This window comes from Xanthomonas sp. NCPPB 1325, assembly GCF_041477645.2.
In the GTDB taxonomy this organism is placed as follows: Bacteria; Pseudomonadota; Gammaproteobacteria; order Xanthomonadales; family Xanthomonadaceae; genus Xanthomonas; species Xanthomonas cannabis.
In genome coordinates, this window is record NZ_CM192985.1 from 4,171,515 (window position 1) to 4,187,808 (window position 16,294).

The 16,294-nt window shown below is 65.6% G+C and carries 17 protein-coding genes and 1 pseudogene; 2 read left to right on the forward strand and 16 right to left on the reverse strand.

Features of this window, described 5'->3' with window-relative positions; genetic code table 11:
- Positions 1 to 32 precede the first annotated feature (32 nt).
- The 6 genes from atpA to ACCQ10_RS17575 form a co-directional block, all read right to left on the reverse strand.
- Positions 33 to 1,580 carry a F0F1 ATP synthase subunit alpha gene (gene atpA, locus ACCQ10_RS17550; RefSeq protein ID WP_372361421.1) on the reverse strand — a complete coding sequence of 516 codons (1,548 nt, stop codon included), beginning with the start codon at positions 1,578 to 1,580 and terminating at the stop codon, positions 33 to 35.
- A gap of 47 nt (positions 1,581 to 1,627) precedes the next feature.
- Positions 1,628 to 2,155: a F0F1 ATP synthase subunit delta gene (locus ACCQ10_RS17555; protein ID WP_039409206.1), complete on the reverse strand. Its 528-nt coding sequence runs from the start codon at positions 2,153 to 2,155 to the stop codon at positions 1,628 to 1,630.
- A gap of 3 nt (positions 2,156 to 2,158) precedes the next feature.
- Positions 2,159 to 2,629, reverse strand: coding sequence for a F0F1 ATP synthase subunit B (locus tag ACCQ10_RS17560; RefSeq protein ID WP_039409208.1), 471 nt, complete (start codon positions 2,627 to 2,629; stop codon positions 2,159 to 2,161).
- Positions 2,630 to 2,743: 114 nt separating this feature from the next.
- Entirely contained in the window at positions 2,744 to 3,046 is a 303-nt protein-coding gene (gene atpE / locus ACCQ10_RS17565; protein WP_115513946.1) for a F0F1 ATP synthase subunit C, read from the reverse strand.
- Positions 3,047 to 3,118: 72 nt separating this feature from the next.
- Positions 3,119 to 3,919, reverse strand: a complete 801-nt coding sequence (atpB, locus tag ACCQ10_RS17570) for a F0F1 ATP synthase subunit A (RefSeq protein WP_047693890.1) — start codon at positions 3,917 to 3,919, stop codon at positions 3,119 to 3,121.
- A 25-nt stretch (positions 3,920 to 3,944) separates the two neighbouring features.
- On the reverse strand, positions 3,945 to 4,310 hold the full coding sequence (locus tag ACCQ10_RS17575) for a hypothetical protein (protein ID WP_074059361.1): 366 nt from the start codon (positions 4,308 to 4,310) through the stop codon (positions 3,945 to 3,947).
- A gap of 656 nt (positions 4,311 to 4,966) precedes the next feature.
- Between ACCQ10_RS17575 and ACCQ10_RS17580 the strand changes: the two genes are divergently transcribed.
- Positions 4,967 to 5,779 carry a hypothetical protein gene (locus ACCQ10_RS17580; protein WP_372361422.1) on the forward strand — a complete coding sequence of 271 codons (813 nt, stop codon included), beginning with the start codon at positions 4,967 to 4,969 and terminating at the stop codon, positions 5,777 to 5,779.
- Positions 5,780 to 5,917: 138 nt separating this feature from the next.
- Here ACCQ10_RS17580 and ACCQ10_RS17585 read toward each other — a convergent pair whose 3' ends face one another.
- From ACCQ10_RS17585 to ACCQ10_RS17610, 6 genes and pseudogenes are all read right to left on the reverse strand, one after another.
- Complete coding sequence (locus ACCQ10_RS17585) at positions 5,918 to 6,205, reverse strand: hypothetical protein (protein WP_372361423.1); 288 nt, start codon at positions 6,203 to 6,205, stop codon at positions 5,918 to 5,920.
- A gap of 62 nt (positions 6,206 to 6,267) precedes the next feature.
- The gene (lpdA, locus tag ACCQ10_RS17590) at positions 6,268 to 8,100 is read right to left on the reverse strand and encodes a dihydrolipoyl dehydrogenase (protein WP_372361424.1); all 1,833 of its coding nucleotides are present in this window, start codon (positions 8,098 to 8,100) and stop codon (positions 6,268 to 6,270) included.
- A gap of 16 nt (positions 8,101 to 8,116) precedes the next feature.
- On the reverse strand, positions 8,117 to 8,764 hold the full coding sequence (locus tag ACCQ10_RS17595; RefSeq protein WP_372361425.1) for a hypothetical protein: 648 nt from the start codon (positions 8,762 to 8,764) through the stop codon (positions 8,117 to 8,119).
- On the reverse strand, positions 8,761 to 10,530 hold the full coding sequence (locus ACCQ10_RS17600) for a dihydrolipoyllysine-residue acetyltransferase (protein ID WP_372361426.1): 1,770 nt from the start codon (positions 10,528 to 10,530) through the stop codon (positions 8,761 to 8,763). The genes ACCQ10_RS17595 and ACCQ10_RS17600 overlap by 4 nt, the downstream gene beginning before the upstream one ends.
- A 127-nt stretch (positions 10,531 to 10,657) precedes the next feature.
- Positions 10,658 to 11,146 (reverse strand): annotated as a pseudogene (locus ACCQ10_RS17605) (DUF2884 family protein); the annotation flags it as partial.
- 20 nt (positions 11,147 to 11,166) lie between these two features.
- Positions 11,167 to 11,727: a DNA-deoxyinosine glycosylase gene (locus ACCQ10_RS17610; protein ID WP_372361427.1), complete on the reverse strand. Its 561-nt coding sequence runs from the start codon at positions 11,725 to 11,727 to the stop codon at positions 11,167 to 11,169.
- 140 nt (positions 11,728 to 11,867) lie between these two features.
- On the opposite strand from ACCQ10_RS17610, the gene ACCQ10_RS17615 reads away from it, so the two are divergent.
- Entirely contained in the window at positions 11,868 to 12,539 is a 672-nt protein-coding gene (locus ACCQ10_RS17615; RefSeq protein WP_047693898.1) for an OmpW/AlkL family protein, read from the forward strand.
- A gap of 247 nt (positions 12,540 to 12,786) precedes the next feature.
- Here ACCQ10_RS17615 and ACCQ10_RS17620 read toward each other — a convergent pair whose 3' ends face one another.
- From ACCQ10_RS17620 to ACCQ10_RS17635, 4 genes are all read right to left on the reverse strand, one after another.
- Entirely contained in the window at positions 12,787 to 13,344 is a 558-nt protein-coding gene (locus ACCQ10_RS17620; protein ID WP_184438193.1) for a CcdC protein domain-containing protein, read from the reverse strand.
- 141 nt (positions 13,345 to 13,485) lie between these two features.
- Positions 13,486 to 14,289: a MetQ/NlpA family ABC transporter substrate-binding protein gene (locus ACCQ10_RS17625; RefSeq protein ID WP_039409234.1), complete on the reverse strand. Its 804-nt coding sequence runs from the start codon at positions 14,287 to 14,289 to the stop codon at positions 13,486 to 13,488.
- Positions 14,290 to 14,495: 206 nt separating this feature from the next.
- A complete protein-coding gene (locus ACCQ10_RS17630; RefSeq protein ID WP_039564295.1) occupies positions 14,496 to 15,191 on the reverse strand; it encodes a methionine ABC transporter permease in 696 nt (231 codons plus the stop codon).
- Positions 15,188 to 16,195: a methionine ABC transporter ATP-binding protein gene (locus ACCQ10_RS17635; RefSeq protein WP_047693900.1), complete on the reverse strand. Its 1,008-nt coding sequence runs from the start codon at positions 16,193 to 16,195 to the stop codon at positions 15,188 to 15,190. The genes ACCQ10_RS17630 and ACCQ10_RS17635 overlap by 4 nt, the downstream gene beginning before the upstream one ends.
- Between the last annotated feature and the right edge of the window lie 99 nt (positions 16,196 to 16,294).

Consider the following 16,294-nt stretch of genomic DNA (forward strand, 5'->3'; position numbering starts at 1 on the left):
GGTCCCCGGTCCCAGGTCCCGGGTCCCGGCTCTTACCAGCTACCCGTGGTCTTGAACTCTGCGATGCCCTTCTTGAACGCCGCTTCGATGTCGTTGTCCCAACCGCCGGTGCTGTTGATCTTGCTGACCAACTCGCCCTGGGTGTTGGCGAAGTGCGCGTGCAGGCCTTCTTCAAACGCCAGCAACTTGTTGACCGGTACGTCGTCGAGGAAACCCTCGTTGACCGCGTAGATCGACAGCGCCTGGTTGGCGATGGACATCGGCGCGTACTGCTTCTGCTTCATCAGCTCGGTGACGCGCTGACCGCGCTCGAGCTGCTTGCGGGTGGCTTCGTCCAGGTCCGAGGCGAACTGCGCAAACGCCGCCAGCTCGCGGTACTGCGCCAGCGAGATACGGATGCCGCCGGACAGCTTCTTGATGATCTTGGTCTGGGCTGCACCACCGACGCGCGACACCGAGATGCCGGCGTTGACGGCCGGGCGGATACCGGCGTTGAACAGGTCGGTTTCCAGGAAGATCTGGCCGTCGGTGATCGAGATCACGTTGGTCGGCACGAATGCGGACACGTCGCCGGCCTGCGTTTCGATGATCGGCAGCGCGGTCAGCGAGCCGGTCTTGCCGGTCACCGCACCGTTGGTGAACTTCTCCACGTATTCCTCGGACACGCGCGCAGCGCGCTCGAGCAGGCGGGAGTGCAGATAGAACACGTCGCCCGGGTAGGCTTCGCGACCCGGCGGGCGCTTGAGCAGCAGCGAGATCTGGCGGTAGGCCACGGCCTGCTTGGACAGATCGTCGTACACGATCAGCGCGTCTTCGCCGCGGTCCATGAAGTACTCGCCCATGGTGCAGCCGGCGTACGGGCTGATGTACTGCATCGCGGCCGATTCGGACGCGGTCGCAGCCACCACCACGGTGTGCGCCAGCGCGCCGTTCTCTTCGAGCTTGCGCACGATGTTGGCAACGGTCGAGGCCTTCTGGCCGATCGCCACGTACACGCACTTGATGCCGGTGCCCTTCTGGTTGATCACCGCATCGATCGCCAGCGCGGTCTTGCCGGTCTGGCGGTCACCGATGACCAGCTCGCGCTGGCCGCGGCCGATCGGGATCATTGCATCGACCGACTTGTAACCGGTCTGCACCGGCTGGTCGACCGACTTGCGCCAGATCACGCCGGGCGCCACGCGCTCCACCGGTGCGGTCTGGGTGGCGCCCAGCGGGCCCTTGCCGTCGATCGGCTCGCCGAGTGCGTTGACCACGCGACCCAGCAGCTCCGGACCCACCGGCACTTCCAGGATGCGGCCGGTGGTCTTGGCCACGTCGCCTTCGCGCAGGCTCTCGTAGTCGCCCAGCACCACGGCGCCGACCGAATCGCGCTCCAGGTTCAATGCCAGGGCGAAGGTGTTGTTCGGCAGTTCGATCATTTCGCCCTGCATCACATCGGCCAGGCCGAAGATGCGCACGATGCCGTCGGACACGCTGGTCACGGAGCCTTCGTTGCGCGACTCCGCGGACAGCTTGACCGTCTCGATGCGGGTCTTGATCAGGTCGCTGATTTCGGAGGGGTTGAGCGTGGTTGCCATCGTTCAGTCCTAGGTGCCGGCCGCGAGGGCCATGCGTTTATGTGAATTCAGTGGGCGAGCGAGCTTTGCAGACGCGCAAGCTTGCCCTTCAGCGAGCCGTCGATGACCACGTCGCCGGTGTCGATCACCGCGCCGCCGATCAGCGACGCATCCACCGCGGTGGTGATGTCCACCTCGCGGCCGAAACGCTTCTTCAGCGCGACGGCAATCGTGTCCAGCTCGGCCGGGCTCATCTCGGTGGCCGAGGTCACGGTCGCCTTGACGACGTGTTCGGCTTCGGCGCGCAGCTGTTCGTACAGCCCCGCTACTTCCGGCAGCAGCGACAGCCGCTGCGCATCGGCCAGCAGGCCGAGGAAGCGCAGATAGTCTTCGCCTGCCTGCGGCGGCGCCAGCAGCGTCACTGCCTGTTCCTGGCCCAGGGCCGGGTTGAGCAGCAATGCAGCCACGCGCGGATCGCCAGCCACCTGCGCCGAAAACGCCAGCGCATCGGACCAGGGCGCGAATGTGCCGCCCTCACGCGCGATCGCAAACGCGGCACGGCCGTAGGGACGGGCAAGTGTGAGGGCCTGACTCATCGCTTAAATCTCCGCCGCCAGCTCGTCGAGCAGCGCCTTGTGGGCGTTGGCGTCGATTTCGCGCTTGAGCAGCTTTTCTGCGCCGCTGACGGCCAGCACCGAGACCTGCCTGCGCAGTTCTTCGCGGGCACGGGTGGCGGATGCGTCGATTTCGGTCTGGGCCAGATCCTTCTGACGGTTGGCTTCGGCGATTGCCTCCAGCTTGGCCGCTTCGATGATCTGGTTGGCGCGCGCATGGGCCTGATCGATGATCTCGTTGGCCTTGGTGCGTGCGTCCTTCAATGCTTCGTTGACCTTTTCCTGCGCCTGCGCCAGATCCTTCTGACTGCGATCGGCCGCAGCCAGACCTTCAGCGATCTTTTGCTGACGCTCTTCGATCGCCTGCAACAGCGGCGGCCAGATTTTGGTCGCGACGATCCAGATCAGACCGGCGAAGGCCAGCGCCTGGGCAAAGATGGTAAGGGTGATATCCATGGGTCGCTCAATCGCTGTTTAGGGGTGAAAGCGCCACCGCGCGGGCGGCGCTTTCCGACCTTCATCCGCGGATGCAACCGCATGCGGCCGCATCCACATCCTGCTACCGCTGGATCAGCCGGCGACCTGCGGAAGACGCTTGACGAACTCACCGACCAACGGGTTGGCAAAGGCAAACAGCAGGCCGACGGCGACGCTGATGATGAACGCGGCGTCGATCAGGCCGGCGGTGATGAACATACGAACCTGCAGCACCGGGATCAGTTCCGGCTGGCGCGCAGCCGATTCCAGGAACTTGCCAGCCATGATGGCCAGACCGAGGCCGGCACCCAGCGCGGCCAGGCCGATCATGATGCCGACGGCGAGGACGGTGGAGCTCTGGACTTGAGCGAGGTTGGTCAGGACGGCGAGGTACATGGTGATCTCCGAACGAAAGTTTCTAAGGGTGATGGATGAAGCGGAATGAAGCAGATGAAGGGTGACGCAAACTCAGTGGCTGTCTTCGGCCAGGCTCAGATACACGATCGACAGCATCATGAATATGAACGCCTGCAGCGGAATCACCAGCAGGTGGAACAGCATCCAGCCAAGGCCGAACGCGCCGCCAGCGACCATGCCGGCGATGCCCGCACCGCCCAGCACCCAGATCAGCAGGAAGACGATCTCTCCGCCGAACATGTTGCCGAACAGTCGCATCGCCAACGAAATCGGCTTGCTCAGCCACTCGACGATGTTCAAGAGCAGGTTGAACGGCATCATCCACTTGCCGAACGGCGCCGTGAGGAATTCCTTGGTCATGCCGCCCACGCCCTTGGAGCGCAGCGAGAACACGATCATCAGGAAGAACACGCTGATCGACATGCCCAAGGTGGCATTGACGTCGGCGGTGGGTACCGGCTTCCAGGCATGGATACCGGCCCAGCCCAGCGGAATGGCGATGAAATCGGCCGGAATCATCTTGATGAGGTTCATCAACAGGATCCAGAAGAAGATGGTGATCGCGATCGGCGTCACCAGCTTGCTGCTGCCGTGATAGGTGTCCTTGGCCTGGCGGTCGACGAACTCCAGGCAGATTTCCACGAATGCCTGCCACTTGCCCGGCACGCCGGCAGTGGCATTGCGGGTCGCCGTCCAGAATGCCAGCACCATCACCAGGCCCATCAACACGGCCATGACCAGGGTGTCGACGTGGATGGTCCAAAACGTGCCGCCACCCTCGCGAACCGGATAGATCAGGTTCTGCAAGTGGTGCTGGATATAGGAGGTAGGGGTTGCTGCCTCGCCCGCCATGTGTCTGGAGCCCTTTAAGTTCGAATCAACGTCTGGCCAGGGCCAGAACCTGAAAAATCAACCCGATGGCGATACCCGCCAACAGAGCCAGAGGAGGCAGCCGCCACAGGGCAAAGCCCAGCGACAACGCCGCAAATACCAACACCCACTTCAGCACCATCGCCAGCACCAGCCGCACCATGGCGATACCGGCTGCCTGGATGCCGCCACCGAGCGCGGTGCGTGCCGCCACCCAACCACCCAGCACCGTCGCAAACCCGGTCAATGCCAGACCGGCAGAGTAACGGGGACCGACCAACAGCAACCCCAGACTGGTTATAGCTACGGCAGCAAGCGGATATACCGCAGCGCGCAGCATCAACCGCCGACCCGCGTCAACGGAGTTCAGCACCACGGTTACCTTACGTGTGAATGAGTGGGAAGCGCAGTTGCGCCTCGTCGAGCCGCGAAAGTATAGCAATGGGACAAATTGCGAGACAACCGGCAAAGGTCATTCGTTGTTGCGATGCACCATGTGGCGATGGCGGCGACGGGTGGGAACTTTGCCACAAACCGACGGTCATAACCGGCGAGGCCTGCACATCCTCGTCGAAAGGTCGCGCCGCAGGCCGCGTCTGGGGGCCCCGGGAAACCGGGGCTCCTGCTTTTTACGCATTTTGTCGCACCCTGACACTTTCCCATCCGCGGTCCAATCCGCTGCGGTGCACGACCGCTCGCTTCGCCAGCGCGCGGAACGAGCATGGCCCGGCGACATCGAGAAGTCACTGCGCAGTCTGCGCAGTCTGCGCAGTCTGCGCAGTCTGCGCAGTCGAACGTACCGCAGGGTATGCACTGCCGCACATTTTGGGCCCATCGCGACCGGCAGCGTTTTCAGGGCTGGACAGCGGCGGCGCCTGTGCCTGCTGGCGTTGCGGACCGTTTTGTCCGATTGCTATATGCACCTTCACGGACATGCGACGGGTTCTTCACTTTTGGACGACGCCGCCTTATCGAACATGCGCCGCACTGGCTCAACGGCCTGACCATTCCAAGAATTCGGAGCTCCCCATGAAACACCTTCTCGCACTGGCGATCCCGTGCGTTCTGGCCGTCGGCTATGTCGCGCCCGCACACGCCGAAGATACCGACGACCGCTTCCAGCTTCGCCTCGGTGCGATGAACGTCGACAACGACAACACCATCCGTGGCAACACGCTGGTGGCTGGCAACAACGTGTCGGTCAACGAAGACTTCAAGCTCGGCGGCAAGGAATGGGAGCCGCGCGTGGATGGCGTGTTCCGCATCAGCACCCGTCAGCGCCTGATCTTCGATTACTTCAAGTACGACAAGGACCGCCGCGAGACCCTGACCCAGGATCTGAGCGCCGGTGGCGTGACCGTGCCGACCGGCAGCTTCATCAAGGGCGAGCTGAAGTACCAGGTTGCGACCCTGGTGTACGACTACTCGGTGATCGACACCCCCGAATTCAGCCTCGGCCTGCAGATCGGTGCCGAGTACGCCAAGGTCGAAGCCAATGCGTATGCCGATCTGGGCAGCGTGTTCTCCGGCGACGTGCTGGACGAAAGCGAAGACGGCGCCGCGCCGGTGGTGGGTATCCGCTTCACCGCACGCCCAAGCGAGCATTGGCTGTTCAACGTGCAGGGCCAGTACCTCAACACCAGCTGGGGCGACTTCGGTGATTACGAAGGCGATCTGAGCCGCGCCAACGCGATGGCCGAATACCGCTTCACCAAGAACTTCGGCATCTTCGCCGGCTACGACTGGTTCAAGCTCGACGTCGACCAGCGCGGCAGCGACGGCCTGATCGGCCTGAAGCAGGAGTTCAAGGGCCCGGTCGCAGGCGTGACGTTCGCGTTCTGATTCTTTCGGGCCCCGGTACCCGGGACCCGCAAAAGCAGCCTCATGCAGAACCCCGCAGCGATGCGGGGTTCTGTCGTTTTACGGATGCATGGCAAGTAACCGACGCGGCTGCAACCCATGGCAGCAGCGGACACACGCTCAGGGCGGCTTGGTCGCACCCGCGACCAACAGATGCCGGTGCGTGGTGCAGTAGCACTCGTCGTGCCAACCGTAGTGGGGATCGGTGCAGATCGCATGCTGCACCGTTGCCGGCAGCGACGCCGCGTCGCTGCGCAGGTCGCGCTTGAGCGAGACGAACACCGAGCCCGGATGTGGCCAGTCGGTTCGCTGCGGCGGCTCGGCGATACGGTTGCCACTGGCCAGTTCGCGCTGCAGCAGCGCCTGCAGTTCAGGACACAGATTGCCCTGCCCCATGACGACCTCCATGCGTCGACTCACCACCGCAACAACCGCACCACACGTGGCGGCACGGCCGTGCGGCACGGCGCTTACTTCTTCTTGGGGATGTACAGGTCGGTGATGGTGCCGTCGTAGACCTCGGCCGCCATGCCGACCGATTCGCTCAGGGTCGGATGCGCGTGGATGGTGTGGCCGATGTCTTCGGCTTCGGCGCCCATCTCGATGGCCAGGCCGATTTCGGCCAGCAGGTCACCGGCATGCACGCCGACGATGGCACCACCGATCACGCGATGGGTCTCTTCGTCGAAGATCAGCTTGGTGAAGCCTTCGGTGCGGCCGATGCCGATCGCACGACCGCTGGCGGCCCACGGGAACTTGGCTACGCCGACCTTCAGACCCTTAGCCTTGGCTTCGGTTTCGGTAACACCGACCCAGGCGATTTCCGGGTTGGTGTAGGCCACCGACGGAATCACCCGCGCCACCCATTCCTTCTTCTCGCCGGCAGCCACTTCGGCGGCCAGCTTGCCTTCGTGGGTGGCCTTGTGCGCCAGCATCGGGTTACCGACGATGTCGCCGATGGCGAAGATGTGCGGCACGTTGGTGCGCATCTGCCGGTCCACCGGGATGAAGCCGCGGTCGGTGATGGTGACGCCGGCCTTCTCCGCGCCGATCTTCTTGCCGTTGGGCGTACGGCCCACGGCGACCAGCACGCGATCGTAGGCGGTGGCCTGCAGACCCGGCTTTTCGCCTTCCACCGCCGCTTCGAACGACACGGTGATGCCGCTGGTATCGGCCTTGACGTCGGTGGCCTTGGTCTTGAGATGGACCTCCACGCCCTGCTTCTTCAGGCGGTCGGCCAGCGGCTTGACCAGGTCCTTGTCGGCGCCCGGCATCAGCTGGTCCATGAACTCGACCACGGTGACCTTGCTGCCGAGCGCGCTGTACACCGTGGCCATTTCCAGGCCGATGATGCCGCCGCCGACCACCAGCAGGGTCTTGGGAATGTCGTGCAGCTCCAGCGCGTCGGTGGAGTCCATCACGCGCTTGTCGTCCCACGGGAAGTTGGGCAGCTTCACCGCCTGCGAGCCGGCCGCGATGATGCAGTGCTCGAAGCGCAGCAGCTGGGTCTTGCCGTCGTCGCCGACGATCTCCAGCTCGTTGGGCGAGACGAAGCTGGCCACACCGGTGACGGTGCGTACCTTGCGCTGCTTGGCCATGCTGGCCAGGCCGCCGGTGAGCTTGCCGACCACTTTTTCCTTGTACTCGCGCAGCTTGTCCAGGGTGATCCTGGGCTGGCCGAAGTCCACGCCGAAGTCGCCGGCATGGGCGACCTCGTCGATTACCGCTGCCGCATGCAGCAGCGCCTTGGACGGAATGCAGCCCACGTTGAGGCAGACGCCGCCGAGGCTGGCGTAGCGTTCGATCAGCACCGTGTCCAGGCCCAGGTCGGCCGCGCGGAACGCGGCGGTATAACCACCGGGGCCGGCGCCGAGCACCACCATCTTGCATTCGATATCGGCGGGCTTGCCGCTGGCCAGCGCCGGCTTGGGCGCTGCCGGCTCGACCGGAGCGCGATGCGACGGCGTCACCGGCGGCTTGCTGCCCGGAGCGGCGGCAGGCGCTGCAGCGGCCGGGGCCGCCTTGGTGTCGGCCTTGGCAGGCGCTGCCGGCGCGGCGGCTTCGCCTTCGGTCTCGAGCAGCAGCACGACCGCACCTTCGGAAAGGTTGTCGCCCACCTTGACCTTGAGTTCCTTGACCACGCCGGCGGCCGAGGACGGCACTTCCAGCGTGGCCTTGTCCGATTCCAGTGTCACCAGGCCCTGGTCCTTGGCCACGCTGTCGCCCACGGCAACCAGCACTTCGATGACGGGGACATCGCTGTAATCGCCGATGTCGGGAACCTTGATTTCAATGACCGCCATTTGCTTCTCCTGTGGCTCAACCGGCCGTGCCGGCAAGCGTCTGCTGAAGTTCATCCAGCGACGATTCGATTTGGGTCCAGCGCTTGTCGCGCTTCTTTTCCTTGCCGTCGCTGGCTTCGATCAGCAGCGCGGCCTGTTGCAGCAGCAGCTCGCCGGCACCGCAGTTCGGGCGCGTGCCGCTGTAGCGCACGCCCTCCACCTGGAACGACACAACCTCGCCCTCGGTCACCGGCGCAGTACGGCCGGTCGGCGCCAGCTGGGTGAGTGCAGCGGTCCAGCTGCTGACCAGGCGCCTGGCCAGGGCCGCCGGAATCGGGATCTCGACCGTTTCCGGGGTCTGCTCGGTGCGGAACTGCACGCTGCCGCGATCGGCCTGACTGACCCAGCTGTAGACGCGCTCGTCGGCGCGGCTGTGCCGCAGGGTCCAGTCGGCGCCGTCCTTGCCCGGCACCAGCGACACGCCGCTCTCCACCCCACGTGTGGGCAGGGTCAGCAACGACAAGGCCGGCTTGCTGGCGCCATCGAGCAGCGTGGTCACCGCAGTGCCGTAGTTGCCCACTGCCGGCGGCCAGCCGCGCCCGAGCGTGCTGTCGCACTCGCGCGCCACGGCACAGGTCCACGGCAACGCGCCAAGCAGGGCGATCGTCAGCAGCGCAGGCTTCACAGCAGGACGCGACGCATGTCGGCCAGCACCTGGCTGAGGTAGGTGGTGAAACGGGCTGCCAAGGCGCCGTCGATGACGCGGTGGTCGTAGCTCAGCGACAACGGCAGCATCAGCTTGGGCGAGAAGTCCTTGCCGTTCCAGACCGGCTGCATCGCCGACTTGGACACGCCCAGGATCGCCACTTCCGGCGCATTGATGATGGGCGTGAACGCGGTGCCGCCGATGCCGCCGAGCGAGCTGATCGAGAAGCAGCCGCCGCTCATGTCGGCCGGGCCCAGCTTGCCGTCGCGCGCCTTCTTGGCCAGCTCGCCGCTTTCCTGGGCGATCTGCAGCACGCCCTTCTTGTCGACGTCGCGGATCACCGGCACCACCAGGCCGTTCGGCGTATCGGCGGCAAACCCGATGTGGAAGTACTTCTTCAGGGTGAGGTTTTCACCGGCCGCATCCAGCGAGGCGTTGAACTCGGGGAACTTCTTCAGCGCTGCGGCGCTGGCCTTGACCAGGAAGGCGAGCATGGTGAGCTTGATGCCGGCCTTCTCGTTCTCCTTGTTGAGGGCAACGCGCAGGGCTTCCAGGTCGGTGATGTCGGCCGATTCGAACTGGGTGACGTGCGGAATCATGGCCCAGTTGCGCGCCAGGTTTGCACCGGAAATCTTCTTGATGCGCGACAGCGGCTGGGTTTCGGTGTCACCGAACTTGCTGAAGTCCACCTTCGGCCAGGCCAGCAGGTTCAGGCCGTTGCCACCACCGGCCGGTGCGGCACCGGCTGCGGCAGGTGCGCCGCCGCTGAGTGCGGCCTTGACGAAGCGCTGCACGTCCTCACGGGTGATGCGGCCGCCCTTTTCACTGCCCTTGATCTGGCCCAGGTCCACGCCGAGTTCACGTGCAAACACGCGCACCACCGGGCTGGCATACGGCACCTTGGACGGCAGCACGCTGTCGGCATCGAAGGTCACCGGCGGGCTGCTCGGTTTGCCCGAGGACGGCTGGCCGCCCTGCGCTGCCTGCGTGCCAGCGCCGGAACGCGCGCCCTGCACCTGCGCGATTTCGCGCTGGGCCAACTTGTCCGGCTCGGCCGGGACGGCAACCGGCTCGACCTTGCCCGCGGTTTCGGCGGTGTCGGTGGTCGGCTTGGCCGGGGACTGCGCCGCACCGGTGCCGCCATCGCTGGCGGCAATGATCGCCACCACATTGCCCTGCGAGAGCGTGTCGCCGACCTTGACCTTGAGTTCCTTGACCACGCCTGCGGCCGAGGACGGCACTTCCATCGTGGCCTTGTCCGACTCCAGCGTGACCAGGCTCTGGTCCTTGGCAACGGTGTCGCCCACGGCGACCAGCACTTCGATCACCGGAATGTCGGTGTAGTCGCCGATGTCGGGCACGGTGGCCTCGATCAGGCCGCCTTCCGAACCGGCCGCCGGTGCAGCCGGCTCGGCCTTGGCGGCAGGTGCCGGCGCCGCAGCGGGCGCGGCCTTGGCGGGCGCGGCGGCGGGGGCCGGCTTGGCGGCGGTATCTGCGCCGGCATCGGCCACTTCGATCAGCGCCACCAGGGCGCCCTGCGACAGCGAATCGCCGACCTTGACCTTGATCTCCTTGACCACGCCGGCCACCGACGAAGGCACTTCCATCGTGGCCTTGTCCGATTCCAGCGTGACCAGGCTCTGGTCCTTGCTGACCGTATCGCCGACGGACACCAGCACCTCGATTACCGGGACGTCGCTGTAGTCACCGATATCGGGGACAAGTGCTTCCTTGATTTCGGCCATACGGGGAACTCCGGCAACAGATGGGGAAACCCCTATTGTGGCCGGCTGCGGGCCGCAGCGCCAACCATTGCCGCGGAAAAAATCGCGCGCCCGGCAGGATGCAGCGTCCGCGCGCGCACCTGTACGCTTATTTCGACATGCGCAGATCCACCCGCAACAGCTGCAGTAGCTCGCCCGAGGGCAAACGATACGCCAGCGCATTGTCCAGCGCATCGAGGGCGTCGACCCGTGTGCACAGCTGCTGCGCGCGAGGCCGCAATGCACGTGCCTGCGGCTCGACCATGCGCTCGATGCGCGCTTGCAGGCCATCGAGCGAGCGCAGCTGCGCGTCGTTTCCGGTCAGTGCCGACTGCACCGCCGCGGCGATCACATCACCGATCAGCTGCGGCAGCAGCTCGGCAACCAGCGCACCGATCTGCTGGTCGATATCGATGGGCGTGAGCTGGCGCTTGCTGAAGCTTCGCGTCAACCGCAGGTCCAGCTTCTCGCTCCCCCGTGTGCTGCCTGCACTGTGCCGCCGCTGCCTCCGCTGCACCTGTGCCAGAGGCTGGCGTGACTGATGGCGACAGCCGCCGTACCTGCGCGGTCTGTGTGTTGCACCGATTGCACACCAGCGGCGATACGCTGGCGAGCGGCTTACTTCAACGCATCACGCACGGGCTGCCATGCCTGACACAGGCGAGGCAACGACCAGGCAGCATTGGCCGGGCTGGTGGAAGGCAAGGCCAGCATCGGCACCGCGCGCGCCTGTTCCGGGAGCAGCCGGTGCACATGCCGCTGCCAGGCCTTGGCGGCGGCAGCGCCGTTGCAGGCCACCAGCCGCAGTTGCGGCAACGTGGACAACATCGTGGGCAGCGGGTTGATCACGATGCTGTCGGCAACGATGGCGGTGTCCAGGCTGCCGGGGCGCACGCACTGGCCGATCACGTCCCACAGACCGAGCCCGCCGTGGAGCAGTGCCTGCATGCGCAAGGCATAGGGAACGGCCGCATCGATGCCCAACAGGGCATGCATGACAGGCCAGAACCGATTACGCGGATGCGCGTAGTAGCGACCAGCATCCAGCGAGGCGATGCCGGGCATCGAGCCGAGCACCAGCACGCGACAATCGTTACGAACGTGCGCTGGCAAGCCCTCACATGTGCCGTTTTTCGTCACGGCACTCGCATCTGCGTGAATGTCTTTTTCTGCCTGCATCGTGCAACCACGGCCTTCTTGGGAACGTTCCTGAACAAACGAAATTTTAGCGAGCCGCAGGTGGGCGTGGATTCAGATTTTTAGGAATAGTTTTGGCGCGGCCCACTCCACGGGCCTAACAACAAGACGAGGAGATCCTCATGCGTTCCATTTCCATCCTGAGCCTGGCTGCTGTATCTGCACTTGCGATTGCACCGTCCGCGTTCGCGCAGGACACCACCTATTCCAGTGACACCTCCTCGACTTCTTCCACTGCTGAAACTGCCTCCGGCAAGCATTGGGCCGTGGTCGGTGGCGTGGCCCTGCTGAACCCGAAGAACGATCCGGCTCCGGGCCTGGACGTCGATGGCGGCCCGGCACCGACGCTGAGCGCCAGCTACTACATCAACGACAACTGGGCCGTTGAACTGTGGGGCGCTGCCGACAAGTTCAACCACCGCGTCAACGCCGATGGCGTGGGCAAGGTCGGTACCGTCGAGCAGCAGCCGATCGCCATCAGCGGCCAGTACCACTTCGGCGAAGCCGACAACGTGTTCCGTCCGTTCGTGGGCGTGGGCTACTACGAGTCGAACTTCAGCAACGAGAAGATCGACGCGGCCTCGCCGAGCGGCCAGCACGTCGGCGTGGATACCGCCAAGGGCGTGATCGGCACCGTCGGTGTGGACATGAACATCAACTCCACCTGGTTCGCCCGCGCCGACGCCCGCTACATGCGTTCGCGTCCGGAACTGCGGGTTGGCGGCCAGGGCACCGGCAGCGAGCTGGAACTGGATCCGTGGACCGTCGGCTTCGGCATCGGCGCGCGCTTCTAAGCACGCACCTGCCGTACGCAATGTGTCAGTTGACGAAAGACGGGCCGCAAGGCCCGTTTTTTGTGCGCGTCGCTTGCGCGTTGCGCGGGTCGCGGTACCTGCCCCGCGCGTGGGCTTAGCTGGCGGCGACATCGGGGTGCGCAATCAGTGACTGGTGCGCAGCTCGCCCATCAGCGCACGGGCGATGACCCTGGCCACACCGCAGCAGCGTTGATCGTCGCGCAGGCAGTCGAGCGTGGCGCTGCCTTCAACGCCAGTAGACGCTGCCGCGCAGGCGCGCGGTGCGCCACCGCCACCACAACAGAGTGGCGTAGGCCAGCGCGTAGCCGAGCAGCACGCCGGCTGCGCCGAGCAGGCTGGCGTGGCTGAGCCAGCCGTCCACCGGCCACGTGGCGCCCTGCCAGGTACTGCGCCAGCCCTGCACCATCCCGGCGATCACCCGCACCACCACCAACGCCGTCAAGCCCAGCACCAGCCACAGATTCGGCCGATAGAACAGGCCCTGCGCGGTGCGCTCGAAGCGGGTCAGGCGCAAGGCCAGCACGCCCAGCGCCAGCCCGCAGGCCCATCCGAACGCGGCATGGCTGATCGCGCCGGGCCAGAACGCCGCCGCAATCAAGCTAAAGATCGCAAACAGCACGCTGGAGATGCCGGCCGAGACCAGGTTGATCATCAGCAGCCAGCCACGTGCCTGCCGACGTGCGGTGCCCACGCGGAACCGCTGCAGCAGCGACAACGGGAACAACACCGCGAACACTGCCAGGGCAATGATCACGGCCAGCGGAATGGCAAGCAGCAAGGGCATCGGGACGTGGCCGGGGAAAGATGGCCGACCACGCTACTACGCAGGCGCGCAGCTGCGCGTGTTCGGCGCTATCGACGCCGCAGTTCCGGCATCGCAACCGCGCTTACCTGGCGGCTGCGTACGCCTTAGTGTCGGCCGCTCTTAAAAAGCGGGCAGCACCGCGCCTTTGTACTTCTGCTCGATGAAGGCCTTCACTTCCGGGCTGGTCAGCGCCTTGGCCAGTTTCTGCACGCGCGGATCGTCCTTGTTGTCCGCTCGCGCCACCAGGAAGTTGACGTAGGGCGACTCCTTGCTTTCGATCGCCAGGGCATCGCGGGTCGGATTGAGCCCGGCGTCCAGCGCGTAGTTGGTGTTGATCAGCGCCAGGTCGACCTGATCCAGCACGCGCGGCAGCATTGCCGAATCCAGCTCGCGGAATTTGAGCTGCTTGGGGTTGTCGACGATATCCCGCTGGGTCGACAGCGCATTGCTCGGGTCCTTGAGTTTGATCACGCCGGCCTTGTCGAGCAGGATCAGCGCGCGGCTATTGTTGCTGGGGTCGTTGGGGATCACCACATCGGCACCGGTGGGCAGGTCGGCCAGCGCCTTGAAGCGGCGCGAGTACGCACCGAACGGCTCGATATGCACGCCGACCACGGTCACCAGCTGGCTCTTGCGGTCGCGGTTGTACGCGTCCAGGTAGGGCTCGGTCTGGAAATAATTGACGTCGATCTGCTTCTGCACGACCTGGTCGTTGGGCTGTACGTAATCGTTGAACACGCGCACGTCCAGTGTCAGGCCCTGCTTGGCCAGCAGCGGTTCGACCACTTCCAGGATCTCGGCATGCGGCACCGCCGTGGCCGCCACGGTGAGGGTGTCGCCGCCACTGCTGCCGCCGGTGCCACCGCAGGACGCCAACGCCAGCGTGGCCGCAGCCAGGAGGGAACGAAACGCGAATGTGCTCATGTAGGGATCCGTGGGAGGAGGAGTGCGGAAAGGCCGCAGGCGTTAAACCTAGCAGACCGTGGCGGCGGCGGCGATGCAGCGCGCCGCCGCAACGCACGGCGCACGATGCCATGCAGACAGGCGCGCGGATTGCCCCACCGCGGCCAGCGCGGCCATGGCCAGGGCGCACGACCAGCGTCCGCCGCCCCGCCCCTGCCTTGCGCGGCTCAGCGCCGGCTGTAGTGCGCCACCAGGCGGTCGCCCAGCATCTGCAGCAGCTGCACCAGCACCAGCAGGGCGATGACGGTGATCAGCGCCACATCCGCATGCGAGCGCATGTAGCCCTCGCGGTAGGCCACATCGCCCAACCCGCCGGAACCGATCGCACCGCCCATGGCCGTGAAGCCGATCAGCGCGATGGTGGTGACGGTGGCGCCGGCGATCAGGCCGGGGCGCGCTTCGGGCAGCAGCACCCGCAGCACCAGCTGGCGGGTGGTGGCGCCCATCGCCTGGCTGGCTTCGATGATGCCGCGGTCCACCTCGCGCAGTGCGGTTTCCACCAGGCGCGCATAGAACGGCGCGGCACCGACCACCAGCGGCAGGATCGCACCGCGCACGCCCAGCGAGGTGCCCATCAGCATCAGCGTGAGCGGAATCATCGCGATCATCAGGATGATGAAAGGCACCGAGCGCAGCAGGTTGATCACCAGCGCCAGCGCGCCGTACAGCACCGGACGGCGGCGCAGCTGCGGCGCGCCGCACAGAAACAACGCCACGCCCAGCGGCAGGCCGATCAGCAAGGTCAGCGGCAACGCGCCGGCCAGCATCAGCAAGGTGTCCAGGGTCGCCTGCCCGATGTCGCCCCACTTGGCGGCATCGAGATTGCGGAAGAAGCCGCCGGCAGCGGCAACGATCGGGTTCATACGCGCAGATCCTCCACATGCACGCCGGCGGCGACAAAGCCGGCGCGTGCAGCGTTCTGGTCGCCGCCGGTCAGCGCGACGACGAGCTGACCGTAGGGGGTGTCCTTGATGCGATCCACGCGCCCGGACAGGATGTTGTAGTCCACCCCGGTCTCGCGGGCGATGCGGCCCAGCACGGGTTCGTAGGTGCCGTTGCCCAGGAAGGTGAGCCGCACGATGCGCCCGCCGACCGCGGCGAAATCGCGGTGTAGTTCGGCTTCGTCCACATGTTCGGCTTCGGACACGAAGCGCCGGGTGGTGGCGTGTTTGGGGTGCAAAAAGACCTCGGTGACCGGACCGGTTTCCACCAGATGGCCCGCATCCAGCACGGCCACGCGGTCGCAGACGCGGCGGATCACGTCCATCTCGTGGGTGATCAGCACGATGGTCAGGCCCAGCTCGCGGTTGATCTGCGCCAGCAGCTGCAGCACCGAGGCGGTGGTCTGCGGGTCCAGTGCGCTGGTGGCCTCGTCGCACAGCAGGATCTGCGGCCGGGTGGCCAGCGCGCGCGCAATGCCGACGCGCTGCTTCTGTCCGCCGGACAGTTGTGCCGGATACTTGTTGGCGTGGTCCTGCAGGCCCACCCGGGCCAGCAGCTCGGCCACCCGCGCATCGATCTCCGCGCGCGGCGTGCCGGCCAGTTCCAGCGGAAAGGCCACGTTGCCGGCCACGGTGCGTGAGGACAGCAGATTGAAGTGCTGGAAGATCATGCCGATGCGCCGGCGCAGGGCGCGCAGGCCCTGGCTGTCCAGCGCGGTGACGTCTTCGTCGCCGATCAGCAGGCGACCGCCGCTGGGTTCTTCCAGCCGGTTGATCAGCCGGATCAGGGTGGATTTGCCGGCACCGGAATGGCCGATGATGCCGAACACCTCGCCGGGGCCGATCCGCAGATCGAGCGGATGCAGCGCCACGATCTGGCGACCGTCAACGGAATAGGACTTGTGCAGGCGCTGAAACTGGATCACCGCGCGTGGCCGATTGGGGGGTCGTGAAGCCTACCAGTCAATGTTTAGGGCCGTCATTCCATTAGGTTCTAACGGTTGGGATTCGGGAGTCGGGATTTG

Bases quoted from the DNA above. Each gene is read 5' to 3' on its own strand.
- atpA (WP_372361421.1), bottom strand. From the start codon at position 1,580: ATGGCAACCACGCTCAACCCCTCCGAAATCAGCGACCTGATCAAGACC.
- ACCQ10_RS17555 (WP_039409206.1), bottom strand. From the start codon at position 2,155: ATGAGTCAGGCCCTCACACTTGCCCGTCCCTACGGCCGTGCCGCGTTT.
- ACCQ10_RS17560 (WP_039409208.1), bottom strand. From the start codon at position 2,629: ATGGATATCACCCTTACCATCTTTGCCCAGGCGCTGGCCTTCGCCGGT.
- atpE (WP_115513946.1), bottom strand. From the start codon at position 3,046: ATGTACCTCGCCGTCCTGACCAACCTCGCTCAAGTCCAGAGCTCCACC.
- atpB (WP_047693890.1), bottom strand. From the start codon at position 3,919: ATGGCGGGCGAGGCAGCAACCCCTACCTCCTATATCCAGCACCACTTG.
- ACCQ10_RS17580 (WP_372361422.1), top strand. From the start codon at position 4,967: ATGAAACACCTTCTCGCACTGGCGATCCCGTGCGTTCTGGCCGTCGGC.
- ACCQ10_RS17585 (WP_372361423.1), bottom strand. From the start codon at position 6,205: ATGGAGGTCGTCATGGGGCAGGGCAATCTGTGTCCTGAACTGCAGGCG.
- lpdA (WP_372361424.1), bottom strand. From the start codon at position 8,100: ATGGCGGTCATTGAAATCAAGGTTCCCGACATCGGCGATTACAGCGAT.
- ACCQ10_RS17600 (WP_372361426.1), bottom strand. From the start codon at position 10,530: ATGGCCGAAATCAAGGAAGCACTTGTCCCCGATATCGGTGACTACAGC.
- ACCQ10_RS17610 (WP_372361427.1), bottom strand. From the start codon at position 11,727: ATGCAGGCAGAAAAAGACATTCACGCAGATGCGAGTGCCGTGACGAAA.
- ACCQ10_RS17615 (WP_047693898.1), top strand. From the start codon at position 11,868: ATGCGTTCCATTTCCATCCTGAGCCTGGCTGCTGTATCTGCACTTGCG.
- ACCQ10_RS17620 (WP_184438193.1), bottom strand. From the start codon at position 13,344: ATGCCCTTGCTGCTTGCCATTCCGCTGGCCGTGATCATTGCCCTGGCA.
- ACCQ10_RS17625 (WP_039409234.1), bottom strand. From the start codon at position 14,289: ATGAGCACATTCGCGTTTCGTTCCCTCCTGGCTGCGGCCACGCTGGCG.
- ACCQ10_RS17630 (WP_039564295.1), bottom strand. From the start codon at position 15,191: ATGAACCCGATCGTTGCCGCTGCCGGCGGCTTCTTCCGCAATCTCGAT.